Origin of the sequence: Pantoea sp. SS70, from assembly GCF_029866845.1 — a bacterium.
Classification (GTDB): domain Bacteria; phylum Pseudomonadota; class Gammaproteobacteria; order Enterobacterales; family Enterobacteriaceae; genus Pantoea; species Pantoea leporis.
Genome location: NZ_CP117199.1, coordinates 287,200 through 307,071, shown reverse-complemented (window position 1 = coordinate 307,071; position 19,872 = coordinate 287,200). Strand labels below are relative to the sequence as shown.

The window sequence follows — 19,872 nt, the reverse complement described above, 5'->3', positions numbered from 1 at the left end:
TCACTAAAAAGGCTTACAATGATTAACTTCTCTGCACGTCAGCGCATGCATGCGCTGTTTTGGCTATCGCTATTCCATCTGCTGGTGATTACCTCCAGTAACTATCTGGTCCAGCTGCCGGTTTCCATCTTCGGTTTTCACACCACATGGGGCGCGTTTAGCTTTCCGTTTATTTTCCTCGCCACCGATCTGACCGTGCGCATCTTTGGCGCGCCTCTGGCACGTCGCATTATTCTGGCGGTGATGATTCCCGCGCTAGTGATCTCCTACATTGTTTCGTGCGTGTTCTATCAGGGCGAATGGCAAGGTTGGGCGTCACTGGAAGAGGTGAATCTGTTTGTTGCCCGTATCGCCTGCGCCAGCTTTATGGCTTATGCGCTGGGACAAATCCTCGACGTGCACGTTTTTAACCGTTTGCGCCGTTTATCGCAGTGGTGGATTGCACCAGCGGCAGCGATGTTCCTCGGTAATATCAGCGATACGCTGGCCTTCTTTTTCATCGCCTTCTACAAGAGCCCAGATCCGTTTATGGCCACGCATTGGGTCGAAATCGCGCTGGTGGATTACAGCTTCAAAGTGCTGATCTGCATGATCTTCTTCCTACCCGCTTACGGCGTGCTGCTAAATGCCATGCTGAAGCGCTTAGCCGAACGTTCCGCGCAGCAGCAGATCAATTTCGGCTAATTGCACATACACTAAATGCCGCATTACGCTAAGATTTCCTGACACTCCGGCGGTTGCTTTTGCTAACTAAATCCGCTTGTATAACGGCTGACTGGAATCATGTAAAAGGGAAAAGAATGCGTAACGTAGTGAAATATGTGGGTATTGGCCTGTTGGTTATCGGCCTGGCGGCATGTGACCAGAAGAAAGATGATGCGGCAGCGAACAGCAACGGTGCGAGCGCCAGCCAGTCGGCCCAGACGGTTAACCTGATGGACGGCAAACTGAGTTTCTCTCTACCGGCGGGCATGTCTGACAAGAGCGGCAAGCTCGGCTCTGAATCCACCAACATGCACGTCTATGCCGACGAAACCGGTCAGCGCGCGATTATCGTGATTGCCGGCGATCCCACCAACGAAGCGCTTGATGCGCTGGCACAGCGTCTGGAACAGCAGCAGCGCGGTCGCGACCCACAGCTGCAGGTGGTGTCTAACAAAGCGGTGACGCTGAAAGACCAGCCGGCACAGCAGCTGGATACGGTGATTTCTGCCAACAATCAGACCTCATGGTCTTCGGTGATTCTGGCGAAAGTGGATGGCAAACTGCTGACGCTGCAAATTACCTTGCCAGCAGATAATCAGCAGCAAGCACAGAGCGATGCAGATGGGATCGTCAAAAGCATCACGTTGAAATAATACCCTTCATCCTTCGAACGGCAGGTGCGTTGGCTGCATTCGTTCACCCCGGTCACTTACTAAAGTAAGCTCCCGGGGATTCGCTCATTTGCCGCCTTCCTGCCGTCCAAATGATTTTGGGTATCGATTTGGGTGTTCACGAAGGGTCGCCATTCATGGCGACTTGGTTCTGCAATCCTCGCCTTACAATCTCACTGGCGAAATGTGCCAGATCTCATCCGCATATTCCTGAATGGTGCGGTCCGACGAGAAATAACCCATATTGGCGATATTCAGCGCCGCGCTGCGCTGCCACTTATCCGGCTGGCGATACAGCTTGTCCACCTTGTCCTGCGTATCCACATAGCTGCGGTAATCCGCCAGCAGCTGATAGTGATCGCCGAAGTTCACCAGCGCATCAAACAGATTGCGATAGCGCCCTGGCTCCTGCGGGCTGAACACCCCGCTGGCGATTTGCGTCAGCGCCTGATGCAGCTCAGGATCATCCTCATAATACTTACGCGGGTTGTAACCGTCGGTGCGCAGCTTCTCGACCTGCGGCGTAGTGTTACCGAAGATAAAGATATTCTCCTTGCCGACATGCTCCAGCATCTCAACGTTGGCACCATCCAGCGTACCGATGGTTAACGCGCCGTTCAGCGCAAACTTCATGTTACTGGTGCCAGAGGCTTCGGTACCGGCAGTGGAGATCTGCTCGGAGAGATCCGCCGCCGGAATGATGATCTGCGCCAGGCTCACGCCATAGTTTGGAATGAACACCACCTTCAGCTTGTTCTTCACCTGCGGATCATTGTTGATCACATTGGCGACATCGTTGATCAAGTGAATGATGTGTTTCGCCACGTAATAGGCCGACGCCGCTTTGCCGGCGAAGAGATTAACGCGCGGCACCCATTCAGCGCTGGGATCGGCCTTGATGCGGTTGTAGCGCGTGATAACGTGCAGCACGTTCAGCAGCTGACGTTTGTATTCGTGGATGCGCTTGATCTGCACATCAAACAGCGCATGCGGATCGAGCACGATATCCATGTTCTTCGCCACCCAATCCGCCAGGCGTTTTTTGTTGGCGAACTTGGCATCAGCGATCTGCTGGATAAAGGCCGGATAATCGATCTGCGTGGTCAATTCGTTGAGCTGGCCAAGATCGGTGCGCCAGTTGCGGCCAATCGCCTCGTCCAGCACCTCGGAGAGCGCCGGATTCGCCAGCGCCAGCCAGCGACGTGGCGTCACACCGTTAGTTTTATTGCAGAAACGGCCCGGGAATAGACGCGCGAAGTCAGCGAACAGCGATTGCACCATCAAGTTGGAGTGCAGCTCCGACACGCCGTTAACTTTGTGGCTCACCACCACCGCCAGCCACGCCATGCGAATGCGGCGGCCGTCGTTCTCATCGATGATCGAGATGCGCGCTAACAGCTCCCAATCATCCGGGTAATATTCCTGAATGGTTTTCAGGAAGTAGTCATTAATTTCAAAAATAATGCTGAGATGACGCGGCAGGATCTTGCCAATCATATCCACTGGCCAGGTTTCCAGCGCTTCCGTCATCAGCGTGTGGTTGGTGTAGGAGAACACCTGACAGGTCACTTCAAAGGCATCGTCCCAGCTGAATTTCTGCTCGTCGATCAGTATGCGCATCAGTTCCGGGATCGCCAGCACCGGATGCGTATCGTTGAGGTGGATGGCAATTTTGTCCGGCAAATTGTCCCAGGTTTCATGCATCTGCCAGTGACGATTGAGAATATCCTGCACCGTCGAGGAGACGAGGAAATACTCCTGACGCAGACGCAGCTCGCGCCCCGAATAGGTGGAATCATCGGGATAGAGCACGCGCGACACGTTTTCCGAGTGGTTTTTATCTTCTACCGCGGCGAAGTAATCACCCTGGTTGAACTTACCGAGGTTGATTTCGTTACTGGCCTGCGCGCCCCACAAGCGCAGCGTGTTGGTGGCATCGGTATCAAAACCGGGAATGATTTGATCGTAAGCCATCGCCACGATCTCCTCGGTTTCCACCCAGCGCACCCGCGCGCCTTCATGCTGCAGACGGCCACCGAAGCGCACTTTGTAGCGCGTATTAAAGCGCTGAAATTCCCACGGATTGCCGTACTCCAGCCAATAATCCGGCGATTCGCGCTGCTGCCCGTCGACGATATTCTGCTTAAACATGCCGTAGTCATAACGAATGCCATAGCCGCGCCCCGGTAAACCGAGCGTGGCGAGCGAATCCAGGAAGCAGGCCGCCAAACGCCCTAAACCGCCGTTACCGAGGCCGGGATCGTTCTCCTCTTCCATCAGTTCGCTGAGGTCGAGGCCCATCTCTTCCAGCGCCTGATTGAGATCCTCATAAATGCCCATCGCCAGCAACGCGTTGCCGAGCGTGCGCCCCATCAGGAACTCCATCGACAGGTAATAAACCTGCCGCACATCCTGCGAGAGCTGCGCGCGGCTGGAGCGCAGCCAGCGTTCCACCATGCGATCACGCACCGCCAGCAGCGCGGCGTTGAGCCACTCATGCTTATTCGCGATCGATGGATCTTTACCAATAGTAAACATCAGCTTATAGGCGATTGAGTGCTTCAGTGCATCAACCGTCAGCGTGGGTGAGGCATAGGTGAAAGGTGCATTCATATCAAGTATCCCAATCTCTCATTACAGCAAACGTTGATAAAGATCGCGGTAGGCTTGTGCTGCCACCTGCCAACTAAAATCCATCCCCATCGCCTGCCGCTGAACGTAACGCCAGAGTGCAGGACGAGACCACAGAACAAATGCGCGCCGAATCGCCCGCAGCAGCGACCAGGCATTACTGTCTTCAAAAGTGAAACCGCTGGCGACGCCGTCCGCCAGATTCTCAAGCGAGCTGTCTTGCACCGTATCCGCCAGTCCGCCAGTGCGACGCACCAGCGGCAGCGTACCGTATTTCAAACCATACAGCTGGGTTAAGCCGCACGGCTCAAAACGGCTCGGCACCATAATCACATCCGCGCCGCCAACAATGCGGTGCGAGAAGGCTTCGTGATAACCAATCTGCACGCCAACGCGGCCCGGATGCTCCGCCGCCGCCGCAAGGAAACCTTGCTGCAGCTCCGCATCGCCCTGGCCGAGCAGCACCAACTGTCCGCCCTGCGCCAGTAATCCCGGTAGCGCTTCCAGCACCAGATCCAGCCCTTTCTGTTTGGTCAGACGGCTGATGACGCAGAACACCGGTGCTTTGTCATCCACCTTCAGGCCCATGGCAATTTGCAGCTGGCGCTTGTTCTCCGCTTTGCTCTCCAGAGTTTCGCTGTCGTAGCGCGCGGTGAGCAGCAGGTCGTGCGCCGGGTCCCAGATGCCCGGATCGACGCCGTTCAAAATCCCGCTCAGGCGCCCTTCACGCAGTCGCTGTTCGAGCAGCGATTCCATGCCGTAACCAAATTCCGGTCGGGTAATCTCCAGCGCGTAAGTCGGGCTGACCGCCGTAATGTGATCGGCAAAGAACAGCCCCGCCTTGAGGTAGGAAATTTGCCCGAAGAACTCCAGTCCATGCATGTCGAAGAACGCGCGCGGGATCTGGATCTCATCCAGATGACGCGCCGAAAACAGCCCTTGATACGCCAGATTATGCACGGTGAACACCGTTTTCGCCGGACGCCCGCGCGCCGCAATATAGGCGCAGGTTAAGCCAGCATGCCAGTCATGCGCATGCACGATATCTGGCTGCCAGTCGGTATCCAGCCCGCTGGCAATCTCGGCGCCCATCCAGCCCAGCAGCGCAAAACGCAGGTAGTTATCGACGTAAGCAAACTGCGACGTATCGTGATACGGGCTGCCGGGACGTTCATACAATCCCGGCGCATCGATTAAATAAATACCAACGCCGTTAAATTGTCCAAAAAGTAAGCGTACCGGTCCCGCAAAAGTTTGCAACTCCGCCAGGACCTCTGTATCAGGAATCCCTTTACGCAGATCCGGAAAGGCGGGAATCAACACCCGCGCATCCGTACCATCGGCTATTTGCGCCTGTGGTAATGCACCGACGACATCAGCCAGTCCGCCGGTTTTCAACAGCGGGAAAAGCTCTGAACAGACATGTAAAACCTGCATCCTGAACCCCTATTGTTATCGCACACGTTCCACGCGGCAATTTTCTCTATATTCTTTCGTCACTTACTGACCGCCTCCGGCCAATTTGGCCAGCATGGCGCGCGTCACCAGTACGATGCCCTCTTCAGAACGGTAAAAACGACGGCTGTCTTCGTCGGGGTTTTCGCCAATGACCATGCCTTCTGGCAGTTCGCAGGCGCGATCGATCACGCAGCGACGCAGACGACACGATCGGCCAACCACCACATCAGGCAGCAGCACTGCGGAATCAATATTGCAAAACGAGTTGATTCGAATACGCGGGAACAGCACCGAGTTCACCACCACCGAACCGGAGATGATGCAGCCGCCCGAGACCAGCGAATTCATTGTCATGCCGTGGCTACCGGATCGATCCTGAACAAATTTCGCCGGCGGCAGCGGCTCCATGTGGGTACGAATCGGCCAGCTGTGATCGTACATATCCAGCTCAGGCGTGACCGACGCTAAATCGAGATTGGCGCGCCAGTAAGCTTCCAGCGTTCCAACGTCGCGCCAGTACGGCTCGGCGTTTTCATCAACCTGCACGCAGGAGAGCGTGAAGGAGTGCGCATACGCCTCGCCGCTGGCGACAATTTTCGGCAGCAGATCTTTGCCAAAATCATGGCTGGAATCGGCTACATGCAGATCCTCTTCCAGCAGCTGGTAAAGGTAATCGGCGTTGAACACATAAATGCCCATGCTGGCCAGCGCGCGGGTATCGTCACCCGGCATTGACGGCGGCTTCGGCGGTTTTTCGACAAAATCGATCACGTTGTTTTCGGCATCCACCGCCATCACCCCAAACGCCGTGGCTTCAGCTAACGGCACCGGCAAGCAGGCGATGGTGCATTTGGCACCGCGATCGACGTGGTCGAGCAGCATGCGCGAGTAATCCATTTTGTAGATGTGATCCCCGGCGAGGATCACGATGTACTGCGCGTTATAGCGGCGAATAATGTCGAGGTTTTGCGTCACCGCATCGGCAGTCCCGCGATACCAATGTTCGGTAGCGGCACGCTGCTGCGCCGGCAGCAGATCGACAAACTCGTTCATCTCTTCGTTGAACAGCGACCAGCCACGCTGGATGTGCTGCACCAGCGTATGCGACTGATATTGGGTGATCACGCCGATGCGCCGAATGCCCGAGTTGATGCAGTTGGACAGCGCAAAGTCGATGATGCGGAACTTGCCACCGAAGTGCACGGCAGGTTTGGCGCGTTTCGCGGTGAGATCTTTCAGGCGCGTACCGCGCCCGCCAGCAAGGATCAGGGCGACCGTTTGTGTAGGGAGCTGGCGCGCCAGCATCAGATGATCTGTTCTATCTAATTTCACCATGTCTGACTCCTTATGATTGCTTTAGGAACACACACACACCGTGTGCGGGACCGTGCCAGACAGTTGTCAGGATGGGGTTATCTTCCCCGGCGAAAGGAGGAATGGCACGCCACTCTCCGTCTGGTAAGGCGATATCACTCACCGATTCCGTGGCGTTTATTGTTATTAACCAGCGGCCGGAGAGCAGGATCTGCATTCGGTGCGTCCCCTGTTCCCACTGCTCGGTTTCCAGTGGTGTGCCGCTGGCATTGCACCACTGCACGCTGCCATCGCCCTCCTGCCACCAGCGATCCTGCGTCAACGCGGGAATGCGCTGGCGCAGACGGATTAACGCAGCAGTGAAGTCGACCAGGCCAAAATCATCCTGTTGCCAGTTCAACCAGGTCAGCGGGTTGTCCTGACAATAGGCGTTGTTGTTGCCATGCTGGCTGTGACCGCGTTCGTCACCCGCCAGCAGCATCGGCGTGCCCTGCGCCAGCAGCAGCGTGGTCAGTAAGCCATGCACGCTGCGCCGCCGCCGTTCGACAATATCGAAATTGACCTGCAGTCCCTCTTTGCCGTGGTTATGGCTGAAGTTACTGCTGCTGCCGTCGCGATTGTCTTCGCCGTTAGCCTGATTGTGTTTGTTGTTAAAACTCACCACATCGCGCAGCGTGAAGCCGTCATGAGCGGTAATGAGATTGATGCTGGCGTGCGGCAGTCGCGCCTCACGCTGGAAAACGTCGCTGGATGCGGCAAAACGGCGGGCGAAATCGCCATTATTCAATTGACCATGCAGCCAGTAACGGCGCGCCGCATCGCGAAAATGGTCGTTCCACTCAGCGAAGTCTGGCGGAAAGTTGCCGACCTGATAACCACCGGGGCCGATGTCCCACGGCTCGGCAATCAGCTTCACCTGCGACAGCAGCGGACAGGCTTTGATGGCGGCAAACAGCGGCGCATCCTGATGAAACTCCGGTGTGCGTCCCAACACGCTGGCGAGGTCAAAACGGAACCCATCAACATGGCAAACACGCACCCAGTAGCGCAGCGCTTCCAGCGCCCACGTCATCACCTGCGGATGACTGAGATTTAGCGTGTTGCCGCAGCCGGTCCAGTTTTGATAGTCGCCGTTGCCATCCAGCCAGTAATAGCTGGCGTTATCCACGCCGCGTAGGGAAATCGTTGGCCCGATCTCTTCCAGCTCGGCGGTGTGGTTGAACACCACGTCCAGAATCACTTCGATGCCTGCGGCATGCAGTGCTTTAACCGCCTGCTGAAACTCCTGCAGCGGCGTTAAACCGTTTTCGCCCGAGGCGTAACGCGCATCCACCGCCCACAAGGCGAAGGGGTTGTAGCCCCAGTAATTACTCAATCCCAAACGACGCAGGCGCGGCTCGCTGGTGAATTGGGCAATCGGCAGCAGTTCCAGAGCGGTGATGCCGAGGTGGCGCAGGTACTTCACCATAGCAGGATGACCCAGCGCCGCATAAGTGCCACGCAATCTTTCCGGAATTTCCGGATGCTGCTGGGTTAAGCCGCGTACGTGCGCTTCATAGATCACCGTGTTGCCCCACGGCGTGCGCGGCGCGTGATCGTCCTCCCAGTCAAAATCTTCGGCAGTCACCAACGATTTCGGCGCGATGGCGGCGTTATCCAAAGCATCTGGCTCGCGTTCGCCGCCGTTGAAACGCGCGTCATCCGCCACTTCACCCGCCACCGCTTTGGCGCAGGGATCGACCAACAGCTTAGCCGGATTGAAGCGATGTCCCTGCTGCGGCGCCCACGGACCGTGAACGCGATAGCCGTAGCGCTGGCCGGGCTTCAGCGCGGGAAAATAGCCGTGCCAGATATCACCGCTGCGCGCGGGCAGCGCGAAACGGCGCTCAGCACCGTGCGCGTCGAACAGGCAGAGTTCAACGCGTTCGGCATGCTGGGAGAACAGCGTGAAATTAACGCCGTGCCCATCATAGTGCGCACCTAACGGTTCCGGCTGCCCCTGCTCCAGCATCAGTCGCTCTCCCGCACCAGCCAAAGCGTTGCCAGCGGCGGTAAGGTCAAACTCAGCGACTGCGGCCGACCGTGACTCTCCATCTCATCGGTGTGTACCACGCCGTGATTGCGCGTGTCGCTGCCGTGATAATCGTGCTGGTCGGTGTTCATGATCTCGCGCCAGCCGCCACGCTGGTTGACGCCAAAGCGATAGTTGTGACGCGCCACTGGCGTAAAGTTGCTGGCTACGATGATTTCATTGCCGTCGCGATCGCGGCGCACAAATACAAACACGGAGTTTTCGTAGTCATCGACCACCAGCCACTCAAAACCTTGCCCATCAAAGTCGAGTTGATGCAGCGGCGCGTAATGGCGATAGGTGTGGTTGAGATCGCGCACCAGACGATGTACGCCGTTGTGCCAGTTATCCTCGCCTTCCAGCAGGTGCCAGTCGAGGCTGGTGTCGTGGTTCCATTCGCGACCCTGTGCAAATTCATTGCCCATAAATTGCAGCTTCTTACCGGGGAAACCCCACATCCAGCCGTAATAGGCGCGCAGGTTAGCGAACTTTTGCCAGGCATCGCCCGGCATGCGATCGAGAATCGAACGTTTGCCGTGCACCACTTCGTCATGCGACAGCGGCAGCACGAAGTTTTCGGTGTAGTTGTAGATCATGCCAAAGGTCATCAACTGATGATGATAACGGCGATGCACCGGGTCGAGCTTCATATAGTCCAGCGTGTCGTGCATCCAGCCGAGGTTCCATTTGAACCAGAAGCCGAGGCCGCCATCTTCTGAAGGGCGCGTAACGCCAGGATAATCGGTGGACTCTTCCGCCACCGTGACGCTGCCCGGTGCGGCGCGACCCAAAACGCGGTTGGTGTGACGCAGGAACGAAATCGCTTCGAGATTCTCGCGTCCACCAAACTGGTTCGGCACCCATTCGCCTTCGGCGCGGCTGTAATCACGGTATATCATTGATGCCACCGCATCGACGCGCAGCCCATCAATGCCGAAACGCTCCATCCAGTACAAGGCGTTGCCGGAGAGATAATTGCTCACTTCACGGCGACCAAAGTTGTAGATCAGCGTGTTCCAGTCCTGATGAAAACCTTCGCGCGGATCGCTGTGTTCGTAGAGTTCGGTGCCATCAAACTTCGCCAGGCCGAAATCATCGCTTGGGAAGTGGCCTGGCACCCAATCGAGCAGCACGTTAATACCAGCATCATGCGCGGCGGCCACGAAGTGGCGGAACTCATCGCGCGTACCGAAACGGCGCGTCGGCGCATACATGCCGAGCGGCTGATAGCCCCAGCTGCCATCAAAGGGGTGTTCGTTAATCGGCATCAGTTCGATGTGCGTGAAGCCCATCTCTTTAACGTAAGGAATCAGCTGTTCCGCCAGCTCTTTGTAGCTGAGCCAGAAGTTGTTATCGGTGTGACGTCGCCATGAACCGAGGTGCACTTCATAAATCGAAATCGGCTGGTCAAAAGCATTGGCGGCCTTACGCTGCGGCTGCATCTCGGTTTTCGGCGGCAGCCCGCAGATCATCGAGGCGGTTTGCGGACGCATCTGCGCTTCAAAGGCGAAGGGATCGGCTTTGATGCGCATCTGGCCGGAATTATCCACGATTTCAAATTTATAGAGCTGGCCGTTTACCGCGCCCGGCACAAACAGTTCCCAGACGCCAAGTTCACGGCGAAAACGCATGGGATGACGTCGGCCATCCCAGAAGTTGAACTCGCCTACCACCGATACGCGACGCGCGTTAGGTGCCCAAACGGCGAACCGCGTGCCGTGCACGCCATCAATGGTGGTGCCGTGCGCGCCGAGGGTTTCGTAGGGACGCAGATGCGTGCCTTCACCCAATAACCATGCATCCATCTCCTCCAGCAGCGGGCCGAAGCGATAGGCATCATCAATCAGGTTTTGCTGGCCGTGCCAGTTCACTGCCAGCTGATAACCAAAGCGGTTTTTACGACGCGGAATCACGCCACTGAAGAAACCGCGTGAGTCGAGGCAGGTAAGCTGAGCACATTTGCGTCCGGTGTTGGTTTCAATGACCCAAACATCGGAGGCATCGGGCAGCAGCGCACGCACTTCAAGGCCTGCAGCCGTTTGGTGCATGCCCAGTAGTGAAAAGGGATCGGCATAATTCCCGGCAAAAAGGGCATTGATCGCCTGGCGATCGGGAAGCTCTGACATGACTTTCTTCCTATGATTTTGCGCAGGCGACCAGAGTCGGCAGGATTATCGCCTCGGGTGCGCTGCTTTTCATTGAGCCATAGGTACACCGTGAGGACACAACCGTCCGTGGGAAAGATCTTCACCGTGTACAACAACCATTCAGTTCGAAAAAACAAAAACAGTTAACAACCGGCACATCTCTGTTAAATCATAGCTTGGGGATAGCAGAAGCCAGGGAGGATCGTGAAAAATACTTATCGGGCAAGCAAAAAAGGGAAGCGGATCACTTGTCAGGCGCAATTTGCATGAATTTTTGCGGCCTGGATAATTAAAAAAAGGCCGGGAAACCCCGGCCTTTCTGGTTTGCCGCTGCGCTTAGTCGATCAGCAGACGCAGCATGCGGCGCAGCGGTTCAGCCGCGCCCCACAGTAACTGATCGCCCACCGTGAAGGCGGAAAGGTATTCCGGCCCCATGTTCAGTTTGCGCAGGCGGCCTACTGGCGTGGTCAGGGTGCCGGTGACGGCGGCTGGCGTCAGTTCGCGCATGGTGATGTCGCGGTCATTTGGCACCACTTTCACCCATTCGTTATGCGAGGCCAGCAGCTGTTCGATTTCGCTCAGCGGCAGGTCTTTTTTCAGCTTCAAAGTGAATGCCTGGCTGTGGCAGCGCAGCGCGCCAACGCGCACGCACAGGCCATCAACCGGAATCACACTGCTGGTACGCAGGATTTTGTTGGTCTCCGCCTGGCCTTTCCACTCTTCGCGGCTCTGGCCGTTATCCAGCTGCTTGTCGATCCACGGAATCAGGCTGCCCGCCAGCGGTACGCCGAAATTGTCGGTTGGCAAAGTGCCAGAACGGGTGAAATCGGTCACGCTGCGTTCGATATCCAGAATTGCCGAAGCCGGATCCTGGAGCGATTTTGCCACGTGGTCATGCAGCATGCCCATCTGCGTCAGTAGTTCACGCATATGACGCGCGCCGCCGCCTGATGCCGCCTGATAAGTCGCCACCGAGGCCCATTCAACCAGATCGTTAGCAAACAGACCGCCCAGCGACATCAGCATCAGGCTGACGGTGCAGTTACCGCCGACAAAGGTTTTGATGCCGTTATCGAGGCCCTGACGAATTACGTTATGGTTAACCGGATCGAGAATGATGATGGCGTCATCTTTCATGCGCAGCGTGGAGGCTGCATCAATCCAGTAACCCTGCCAGCCGCTTTCGCGCAGCTTTGGATAGACTTCACTGGTGTAATCACCGCCCTGGCAGGTGATAATAATATCCAGCGCCTTCAGCGCCTCGATATCAAAAGCATCCTGCAGCGCACCGGTCGACTTACCGCCGAATGTCGGCGCCGCCTGACCAAGCTGTGACGTGGAGAAGAAGACCGGATTGATGACATCAAAATCGCGTTCTTCGCTCATGCGTGACATCAGCACTGAGCCGACCATGCCACGCCAACCAATAAAACCTACATTCTTCATTTTCTGTCCGTCTCGGGTGCTCTCGAAAGAGGCCGTGTGGTGCGAGGAAAAGACTGGCCGGATAATCGTGCCGGTCTGCGTAATAATCAGGTTTACCTATGACCGTCAACTCTACAAAATGCAGCACTTCTGGCAAGTGAATTAATTCGATTGCGCCAACTTTTTCAGCAGTACAACTAATAATGGCTAACCAACATGACTGAAATGATATCCGCGACCATATTGCTGTTGTTGATTATGGATCCGCTGGGCAACCTGCCGATTTTTATGTCGGTATTGAAGCATCTGGAACCCAAACGCCGCCGCGTGGTACTGATGCGCGAAATGCTGATTGCGCTGATTCTGATGCTGCTATTTTTATTCGCCGGTGAACGCATTCTGGCGTTTCTCAATCTGCGCACCGAAACCGTGTCGATCTCCGGCGGCATCATTCTTTTTCTGATCGCCATCCGCATGATTTTCCCGTCAGAGGAGAGCAGCTCGAGTGGCTTGCCGGCCGGTGAAGAACCGTTCCTCGTGCCGCTGGCAATTCCGCTGGTGGCCGGTCCGTCCCTGCTGGCGACGCTGATGCTGTTGTCGCATCAATATCCCAACCAAATGACGCATCTGGTCGGCGCGCTGCTGATCGCGTGGGGTTTGACGGTGGTGATTCTGCTGATGTCGGGGCTGTTTTTACGCCTGCTGGGCGACAAAGGCGTTAACGCGCTGGAGCGCCTGATGGGATTGATTTTGATTATGCTGGCGACGCAGATGTTCCTGGATGGGATTCGTACGTATTTGAAGCTGTAATACATTCAGAGCGCAGGCAGCGTAGCGGCGCAATTTATTGCGCCGCTACGCTATGTGCATGAATTGAATGTGATGCTTTTTTGAATATTACTTCTGCTTCTTATCGATCGGTTTACCCGACCAGTAACCGGCCAGCAGCGAACCTGACAGGTTGTGCCACACCGAGAACAGCGCGCCCGGCAAGGCCGCTAACGGCGAGAAGTAAAGTTTGCCCAGCGTCGCCGCCAGACCTGAGTTCTGCATACCCACTTCCAGCGCCAGCGTGCGGCAGGTCGATTCATCGAAGCCAAACAGCTTACCGCCCCAATAACCGCCCAACAGACCGATCGCGTTGTGCAGGATCACCGCCACAATCACCATCAAGCCGACAGAACCGATAAAGCCCTGGCTGCCAGCCACCACCGCGCTAATGATCAGCAGAATGCACACCATAGAAAACGCCGGCAGATAAGGCTCAACGCGGCGCACCACGCTATTCATGGAGTGATGGATAATCAGACCCAGGCTAATCGGAATCACCACGATTTTCACGATGCTGAGCAGCATACCGACCACATCCACCTGAATGTGGGTATCAACGTAGAAGCGTGTTAGCAGCGGTGTGGCGAATACACCTACCAGCGCCGACACGGATGAGATGGTCACCGACAGCGCCACATCGCCCTTCGCCAGATAAATCATCACGTTTGAAGCGGTGCCGCTGGCCACGCTGCCGACCAGAATCATGCCTGCCGCCAGATCCGGTGGCATCTGGAACAGCTTCGCCAGGCCCCACGCGGCCAGCGGCATCACCAGATAATGCAGGAAAGTCCCGGCGATCACCGGCGCAGGACGCACTAGCACGCGTTTGAAATCATCAATGTTTAGCGTCACGCCCATGCCGAACATAATCAGCATCAGCAGGTAAGTCACCCACGGCCCAATGCCGAGAAAGGTGCCAGGAGAATAATAAGCAGCGACCGAGAGCAGCACGGCCCAGAGCGGGAACAGGCGGGTAAGTTTGCCGAGCATAACCAGACTTCCTTAGGAATTTTTTTATATTGCCACAGATGAAATGTCGCGCAGGGAACGACCACAGCGACGGACGCGGGATCATAACATTTCATTATCTTGACGTAAGGCGGGAAGTCGCTTGCGGGGCAAAATGCGGATCGGCTGCTGCCGATCCGCTGAAATACGGCAAAGTTACTCTGCTTTTTCCAGTGCAAAGCGGTAGATCGCACCACCAATCGCGGCACCGATAATCGGTAACAACCAGAACATCCACAGCTGTTCCAATGCCCAGCCGCCCTGGAAGATCGCCACACCGCTACTGCGCGCCGGGTTGACTGAGGTATTGGTGACGGGAATGCTCACCAGGTGAATCAGCGTTAGCGCCAGGCCGATTGCAATGGGCGCGAAGCCAGCCGGAGCACGTTTATCGGTCGCGCCCATGATCACAATCAGGAATACGGCGGTCAGCACCAGTTCGGCGATCATGCCCGCCTGCAGGCTAAAGCCCCCCGGCGAATGTTCACCGTAACCGTTCGACGCGAAGCCGCTGGCCACGGCATCGAAACCGACTTTACCGCTGGCGATCAAATACAGCACGCCAGCCGCCGCAACCGCACCTACCAGCTGCGCGATAATATAAGGCACAGCCTGCGCCGCCGGGAAACGTCCGCCAACCGTCAGACCGATGGTCACCGCCGGGTTAAAATGGCCGCCCGAAATATGGCCGACGGCACATGCCATCACCAACACCGTCAGACCAAACGCCAGCGCAACACCGGCAAAACCAATACCCAATTCTGGAAACGCCGCGGCCAAAACCGCACTGCCACAACCGCCCAACACCAGCACGAAAGTGCCCAGCGTTTCAGCCACTAATCTTTTCATCTCTGTTCCCTCAAATAATTTAATGTTTTCGCGGCGGGATTATCGTTTTTGGCGATTGAAGCGCAACCGAAGAATAAGGGGTTAGGGTGATTTTTAGGCGATAGCAGCGTATTTGAGACGGTTCTCGCGAGCCATAATGGGGTTCGTCAGAAATGTCTGGAGCGAAGCAGTGAATGCCGCTGGGCTTGAATTATTGTTTAAAAAATTTCACCAATAAAAAAGCCGGACCCGGTCCGGCTTGATTACGCATGCTAAAAACTGGCCTTAAGAACCAAAAAGATTCTTGTGCAGCGCACGTACCACTTCTTCCGCGTCTGGGGTTGGCACCAGGAAGCAAAGGTTATAACTGCTGGCACCGTAGCAAATCATGCGCAGGTTGAACGGCTCGAGTGCGCCAAACACTTCTTTGCCGACGCCGCACGCTTTTGACAGGTTGTTGCCAATGATCGCCACCAGCGCCAGATTCTCTTCCACTTCCACACGGCACAGTGAAGAGAGTTCGGTCAACAGCGCCTGGGTCAGCAAGCTGTCGCCGGTGGTGGTTGAACCGGTGCTGTCCAGCGTCAGCGCCACGCTCACTTCGGAAGTGGTCACCAGATCAACGGAGATGCTGTGGCGCGCCAGAATGTTAAACACTTCGGCGAGGAAGCCATGTGCATGCAGCATGTTCAGGCTGTGCAGCGTTACCAGCGTCTGCTTACGACGCAGCGCCAGCGCACGGAACAGCGGTGGATTCTTGGTTTCGTTGCACACGCGCGTACCGCCTGCAGCGGGATCTTTGCTCGAACCGACAAACACCGGAATATCGCTACGCACGGCCGGCAGCAAAGTGGCCGGATGTAGCACTTTGGCACCAAAGATCGCCATCTCCGCTGCTTCTTCGAAGGTAATCTCTTCAATGCGTTTAGCGGTGGACACCACGCGTGGATCGGTGGTGTAGATACCGGCCACATCGGTCCAGATATCAATGCGCGCGGCCTGCAGCGCTTCGCCCAGCAGCGCAGCAGTATAGTCGCTGCCGCCACGACCAAGCGTGGTGGTGCGCCCTTTGATTTCGCTACCGATAAAGCCCTGCGTCACCACCAGCGCTTCCGCAATGCGCGGCTGCAGCTGCGTTGCGGCCAGTTCTTTCAGCGTCGCCACTTCGGGTTCTGCGCGGCCAAAACGATCGCTGGTGCGCATCACTTTACGCACGTCAAACCATTCGCTGTTGACCTGACGCTCGCGCAGAATCTCCACGAACAGCAGCGTCGACATCAGCTCACCGTGGCTCACCAGCTCATCGGTCAGCGCATGTGAGGTCGCCAGCGAGGTGGCTTCAGACAGCATGGTGATGTTTTCCAGCATGCGATCAATCTCATCGCGGATCACATCCGGCGATTGCAGACGATCGATGATGGCATATTGAATACGGCGGATTTCATCCAGCAGGTAAGCGCGCTGCGCTTGTTCCTGGCCTTCAGCAAGGGCAACCAGCAGATTGGTTACGCCAGCGGAGGCAGAGAGCACCACTAAGCGGGTATTGGCGTCCGACAGCACAACATCTGCGCTGCGGTTCATAGCATCAAAATCGGCAACGCTGGTGCCGCCAAATTTAGCCACGATAAGATTTTGGGACATATTACGAACCCCGTGTCAGGTTATCTTTCTTCCGTTTTGGGGCGGAAGACATAGTAGCAGCCTAGGCACAAGAGAAGAGCAGAATTGGGCAGACAAGATCAGTAGTAGACAAGTCACCAAAAGCGCTTCACCTTGCGAACCGTCCGACTGTGGACGATTCTGGTGACAACCCAGAGGATTCAGCCCCTGCAGCCGACAGTGCAACACCCCGCGTGTTGCCCCACCTCGGCGTCACACCCCCTGATGTGTTCTCTGCGGATACGGATCCTCAAACACACTGCCTGGGCGACGCGCCTCTTCTGGCTTACACCCGGAGGTGTAAGTAGCGCGCATAAATTACTGATTATTTTCCCCCCTGTCCATCCCCGCACTTTGAGGATTTCTCACTTTTACACTTCGGTAAACGCATCGTTGAACAAACGCGCCCACTCACAGCGGCCTAAAGTAGTGTCCGAATCAGACAAAAGCGGCTTTTTTCTGATGCGGCACAGGGAATTCTGCTGGCGCAGCACCGACAATCGCTGCCGGATTTACCTGAAACAGTGCGGCCACGGTCACAAATTTTTTCCCTTAGCCAGTAACTGTGGTCATACTCATCCCCGTGCAAGAATGCTATGGATGCCGGGCCAGCAGGACGCCCCGGATGGAATGACGGTTCTTATATCAACTAGAGTGTTGCCATGAAAAATATCAATCCGACCCAAACCGCTGCCTGGAAAGCGCTGCAGCAGCATTTTGAGCAGATGAAATCGGTGCAAATCGCCGACCTGTTTGCGCAAGATGCCGATCGTTTTGCGAAATTCTCTGCCACTTTCGATGACCAGATGCTGGTGGATTTCTCAAAAAACCGCATCACCGAGGAAACCCTCGAAAAATTACAGGCGCTGGCTAAAGAGACCGATCTGGCAGGCGCCATCAAATCGATGTTCTCTGGCGAGAAGATCAACCGCACCGAAGAGCGTGCAGTTCTGCACGTTGCGCTGCGTAACCGCAGCAACACGCCCATTGTGGTGGACGGCAAAGATGTGATGCCGGAAGTCAACGCGGTGCTGGCGAAGATGAAAGGCTTCTCCGAGCGCATCATCAGCGGCGACTGGAAAGGCTATACCGGCAAAGCCATCACCGACGTGGTGAATATCGGGATTGGCGGTTCAGACCTCGGCCCGTTCATGGTGACCGAAGCGCTGCGTCCGTACAAAAACCACCTGAACATGCACTTTGTTTCTAACGTCGATGGCACCCATATCGCCGAAACGCTGAAAGATCTCAGCCCGGAAACCACGCTGTTCCTCGTGGCATCTAAAACTTTCACCACGCAAGAAACCATGACCAACGCCCACAGCGCGCGTGACTGGTTCCTGAAAACTGCGGGCGATCAGCAGCACGTGGCGAAGCACTTCGCTGCGCTGTCGACCAACGGTAAAGCGGTGGGTGAGTTCGGTATTGATACCGACAACATGTTTGAGTTCTGGGATTGGGTTGGCGGCCGCTATTCACTGTGGTCAGCTATCGGCTTGTCGATCATTCTCTCCATCGGCTTCGAGAACTTCGAGCAGCTGTTGAGCGGCGCGCACGCCATGGATAAGCACTTCGCCAACACGCCTGCCGAGCAGAACCTGCCGGTCCTGCTGGCGCTGATCGGTATCTGGTACAACAACTTCTTTGGTGCCGAAACCGAAGCGATTCTGCCGTACGATCAGTACATGCATCGCTTTGCTGCTTACTTCCAGCAAGGCAACATGGAATCCAACGGTAAATACGTTGACCGTGAAGGCAATCCAGTGGATTACCAGACCGGCCCAATCATCTGGGGCGAGCCTGGCACCAACGGCCAGCATGCGTTCTATCAGCTGATTCATCAGGGCACCAAACTGATTCCGTGCGACTTTATCGCACCAGCACTGAGCCACAACGTGTTGACCGATCACCATCCAAAGCTGCTGTCGAACTTCTTCGCGCAGACCGAAGCGCTGGCGTTTGGTAAGTCACGCGATGTGGTGGAGAAAGAGTTTACCGATGCGGGTAAATCTGCCGAATCTGTCGCGCACATCGTGCCGTTCAAAGTGTTCGAAGGTAACCGCCCAACCAACTCCATCCTGCTGCGTGAAATTACCCCGTTTAGCCTGGGTGCACTGATTGCGCTGTATGAGCACAAGATCTTCACTCAGGGCGCGATTCTCAACATCTTCACCTTTGACCAATGGGGTGTTGAGTTGGGTAAACAGCTGGCAAACCGTATTCTGCCAGAACTGGAAAATGACGCTGAAATTAGCAGCCACGATAGCTCCACTAATGGCTTAATTAATCGCTACAAATCCTGGCGTTAATTTTCCGGCTAATTTACACAAGGCGGCGTAATTGCCGCCTTTTCTTTGTCAACCATGCCATCTCACTCGCAATATTATTAATTACTGCATTAAACAGGGTTAGAAAATTCTTAAAGTGGCGTAAGGAAATTCGTAATTCATTTCAATTTACCGCACCTTACCTGGCTTAAAAATGGACCTAATTCAGTCCGATAAATAGTTTATCCATCTGATAGATCTATGATTTTAATTTAAGCCTTATAAGTAAATTCCGATTATTCCCATTCCGTACCAATAATTAGTGCAAAAGTGAAAAACTCTGCCGTGAAATGCGCAGCCATTCACTTATCCTATCAGCCTGAAAAAAGGCGTTAAAAAAAAGCAGCTAACGCCAATTCGCCGTATTTATCACCAGAAAAACCCCGACTTCCTGCCCTCTTTTACTCATGCTGAACTCTGGTAATTTGTTGCCCTATACTGAACGCGCCCGAAATCTGGGTAAATCCTACATTCATTGATTCATATAAATGCAGGAAACGTTGTTATGAAAAAACTGATGGTTGCCGGTGCAGCCTTACTTTACGTTGCCGTTTCTTCCGCTGCGATTGCCGCGCCGGAAGAAGCTGGTGCTGCAGCAGGCGCGCAGGCGGGAGCAATCTCTTCCGGCGCGTCTACCGCTGTGGGTATCGGCGCGCTCGGTGCGTTAGTGGGTCTCGGCATTGCTGCTTCTGGCGGCGGTGACGGTGCAAATACCGGTACAACAACAACCACCACAACGAGCACCACTCGTTGATGTAGCACCTTTAAGCATAACCACACACCCGTGTGGTTATTTT

The 19,872-nt window shown here is 55.5% G+C and carries 14 protein-coding genes and 1 riboswitch; of the genes, 5 read left to right on the top strand and 9 right to left on the bottom strand.

The window, feature by feature from the left end:
* Positions 1-18 precede the first annotated feature (18 nt).
* Both PO881_RS01330 and PO881_RS01325 read left to right on the top strand, forming a co-directional pair.
* On the top strand, positions 19-684 hold the full coding sequence (locus tag PO881_RS01330; RefSeq protein ID WP_137384947.1) for a 7-cyano-7-deazaguanine/7-aminomethyl-7-deazaguanine transporter: 666 nt from the start codon (positions 19-21) through the stop codon (positions 682-684).
* Positions 685-800: 116 nt separating this feature from the next.
* Complete coding sequence (locus tag PO881_RS01325; RefSeq protein WP_061718408.1) at positions 801-1,358, top strand: DcrB family lipoprotein; 558 nt, start codon at positions 801-803, stop codon at positions 1,356-1,358.
* A 183-nt stretch (positions 1,359-1,541) separates the two neighbouring features.
* On the opposite strand, the gene glgP is transcribed toward PO881_RS01325, so the two are convergent.
* From glgP to asd, 6 genes are all read right to left on the bottom strand, one after another.
* A complete protein-coding gene (gene glgP / locus PO881_RS01320; protein WP_101763107.1) occupies positions 1,542-3,989 on the bottom strand; it encodes a glycogen phosphorylase in 2,448 nt (815 codons plus the stop codon).
* 21 nt (positions 3,990-4,010) lie between these two features.
* Positions 4,011-5,444 (bottom strand): glycogen synthase GlgA, encoded by a 1,434-nt coding sequence (glgA, locus tag PO881_RS01315; RefSeq protein ID WP_101763108.1) that lies wholly within the window; start codon positions 5,442-5,444, stop codon positions 4,011-4,013.
* Between the two features lie 63 nt (positions 5,445-5,507).
* Positions 5,508-6,800, bottom strand: coding sequence for a glucose-1-phosphate adenylyltransferase (gene glgC, locus PO881_RS01310; protein ID WP_101763109.1), 1,293 nt, complete (start codon positions 6,798-6,800; stop codon positions 5,508-5,510).
* 10 nt (positions 6,801-6,810) lie between these two features.
* Positions 6,811-8,790: a glycogen debranching protein GlgX gene (gene glgX, locus PO881_RS01305; protein WP_280172330.1), complete on the bottom strand. Its 1,980-nt coding sequence runs from the start codon at positions 8,788-8,790 to the stop codon at positions 6,811-6,813.
* A complete protein-coding gene (gene glgB, locus PO881_RS01300; protein WP_101763111.1) occupies positions 8,790-10,976 on the bottom strand; it encodes a 1,4-alpha-glucan branching enzyme in 2,187 nt (728 codons plus the stop codon). Before glgB ends, glgX begins: the two co-directional genes overlap by 1 nt.
* Positions 10,977-11,333: 357 nt before the next feature.
* The gene (gene asd, locus PO881_RS01295) at positions 11,334-12,443 is read right to left on the bottom strand and encodes an aspartate-semialdehyde dehydrogenase (RefSeq protein ID WP_101763112.1); all 1,110 of its coding nucleotides are present in this window, start codon (positions 12,441-12,443) and stop codon (positions 11,334-11,336) included.
* Between the two features lie 195 nt (positions 12,444-12,638).
* On the opposite strand from asd, the gene PO881_RS01290 reads away from it, so the two are divergent.
* Positions 12,639-13,232 carry a YhgN family NAAT transporter gene (locus PO881_RS01290; protein ID WP_110868123.1) on the top strand — a complete coding sequence of 198 codons (594 nt, stop codon included), beginning with the start codon at positions 12,639-12,641 and terminating at the stop codon, positions 13,230-13,232.
* Positions 13,233-13,319: 87 nt separating this feature from the next.
* On the opposite strand, the gene panS is transcribed toward PO881_RS01290, so the two are convergent.
* The 3 genes from panS to lysC form a co-directional block, all read right to left on the bottom strand.
* Positions 13,320-14,243, bottom strand: coding sequence for a ketopantoate/pantoate/pantothenate transporter PanS (gene panS, locus PO881_RS01285; protein WP_101763113.1), 924 nt, complete (start codon positions 14,241-14,243; stop codon positions 13,320-13,322).
* Positions 14,244-14,417: 174 nt separating this feature from the next.
* On the bottom strand, positions 14,418-15,110 hold the full coding sequence (aqpZ, locus tag PO881_RS01280; protein WP_280172329.1) for an aquaporin Z: 693 nt from the start codon (positions 15,108-15,110) through the stop codon (positions 14,418-14,420).
* Positions 15,111-15,374: 264 nt separating this feature from the next.
* Positions 15,375-16,730 (bottom strand): lysine-sensitive aspartokinase 3, encoded by a 1,356-nt coding sequence (gene lysC, locus PO881_RS01275; RefSeq protein ID WP_110868121.1) that lies wholly within the window; start codon positions 16,728-16,730, stop codon positions 15,375-15,377.
* A 112-nt stretch (positions 16,731-16,842) separates the two neighbouring features.
* Positions 16,843-17,037: riboswitch (Lysine riboswitch) on the bottom strand.
* A gap of 373 nt (positions 17,038-17,410) precedes the next feature.
* On the opposite strand from lysC, the gene pgi reads away from it, so the two are divergent.
* A complete protein-coding gene (gene pgi, locus PO881_RS01270) occupies positions 17,411-19,057 on the top strand; it encodes a glucose-6-phosphate isomerase (RefSeq protein WP_137384941.1) in 1,647 nt (548 codons plus the stop codon).
* A 523-nt stretch (positions 19,058-19,580) separates the two neighbouring features.
* Entirely contained in the window at positions 19,581-19,829 is a 249-nt protein-coding gene (yjbE, locus tag PO881_RS01265) for an exopolysaccharide production protein YjbE (protein WP_101763117.1), read from the top strand.
* The last annotated feature ends 43 nt before the right edge of the window (positions 19,830-19,872 follow it).